General features: G+C 50.2%; 2 protein-coding genes. Both read left to right on the top strand.

Translation table 11 applies throughout. From position 1 onward, the window contains the following. Nucleotides 1–94 precede the first annotated feature (94 nt). A complete protein-coding gene (locus tag AK95_RS34990; protein ID WP_235613217.1) occupies nt 95–526 on the top strand; it encodes an HTH domain-containing protein in 432 nt (143 codons plus the stop codon). Next, complete coding sequence (locus AK95_RS34985; RefSeq protein ID WP_331000348.1) at nt 523–1,428, top strand: IS3 family transposase; 906 nt, start codon at nt 523–525, stop codon at nt 1,426–1,428. Before AK95_RS34990 ends, AK95_RS34985 begins: the two co-directional genes overlap by 4 nt. Nucleotides 1,429–1,477 lie beyond the last annotated feature (49 nt).

Here is a 1,477-nt window from a genome sequence, read left to right as displayed (position 1 = left end):
GAACTGTGACCCATAAGATGGACACTTTGAAAAAAGTGACTTCTTGTGGGTCATTTGTGTTTTAATCAAGGTATGTGACGAGGAGTGATACGAAATGGGGAAGTTGAAACGGGTACTCTTTACCGAGGAGCAAATGAGGAAGCTTGAGGAGAATCCAAACGTACATCATGTGACCGAGGCGGCCATTACATACACACCTGCATTCAAGCTGGAGGCGCTGAAAGCCTACAAGCAGGGGCAGACACCTTCAGAAATCTTTATTCGTGCCGGCTTCGACCTGGACATTATTGGTCATAAGAAGCCCAAAGACAGCTTAAAACGGTGGCGTGAAACCTTCGAGCTGTACGGTGAGGAAGGATTGGCTACAGAGCGGCGCGGTAAGAGCAGTACAGGGCGCAAGCCAGCCGGTCAGTTGTCAGCAGAAGAAGAATTGAAACGGGCTAGGGCCCAGATCAAACTGCTTGAAGCTCAAGTGGACATGCTAAAAAAGCTCGAAGCGCTCGAGCGGCAGAAGAAGAAACGCTGACGCCCTCTGAGCGCTATGAGATCATAAATCGCACCATTCGGGCATATGCCCTGAAACGAATGACACGCTATCTGTGCGAACTCGTGGAAGTAAGTCCAAGCGGCTATTACAGGTGGCTGGGAGCGGAAGAAGATCGTGAACTTCGTGCGGCTGCGGACGAGCAGGACATCCTTCTCATCAAGCAGCACTTTGACGCGCTTTGCGGCAAAGCAGGTGCGCTTGTGATTAAGATGCGGCTGGAACAGATAAGCGGCGTTGTCATGAACCACAAGAAGATTCGCCGACTTATGGGAAAGGCAGGTTTGGTGGCCGTAATCCGTCAGGCGAACCCCTACCGCAAGATGGCTAAGGCAACTCAAGAGCACAAGACATGCCCGAACCTGCTGAAGAGAAAGTTTGACCAAGGTGAACCTGAGAAAGTGTTTCTCACTGACATCACTTATTTGCGCTATGGAAGCGGACGCTGGGCATACCTTTCCTGTGTGAAGGACGGGGCGACCAGGCAGATCCTTGCCGACAGCGTGGCAGCAACACTCGAGCTTCCGATTGTCGAGCGGACAATACAGGGTCTTTTAGAGCGATTAGATGGAAACATTCATCCAGAAGCGATCCTGCACTCCGACCAAGGGATGCACTACACGCATCCTAAAACTCGTCTTCTTATGGCTGAGGCAGGATTTAAGCAGTCGATGTCGCGCAAAGGCAATTGCTGGGACAACGCTCCCATGGAATCATTCTTCGGTCACTTGAAAGACGACGTTGATTTTAGCGATTGCCAAACTATTGATGAAGTGAGAGTGCGAGTGAAGGAGTACATAAGCTACTACAACTCAGAACGATACCAGTGGACATTAAAAAAGATGACCCCCGATGAATTCAGAGGTCATCTGCTTGCTAGCTAAGCTCTAGGCGGTTTATTTCAAACTGTCCACAAACTGGGTCACAGTTCAC

Source organism: Paenibacillus sp. LC231 (genome assembly GCF_001860525.1).
In the GTDB taxonomy this organism is placed as follows: domain Bacteria; phylum Bacillota; class Bacilli; order Paenibacillales; family Paenibacillaceae; genus Paenibacillus_AQ.
This window is presented reverse-complemented; position numbering and strand designations above follow the sequence as displayed.

Coding starts and splice junctions, on each gene's coding strand:
- AK95_RS34990 (WP_235613217.1), top strand. CDS start 95: ATGGGGAAGTTGAAACGGGTACTCTTTACCGAGGAGCAAATGAGGAAG.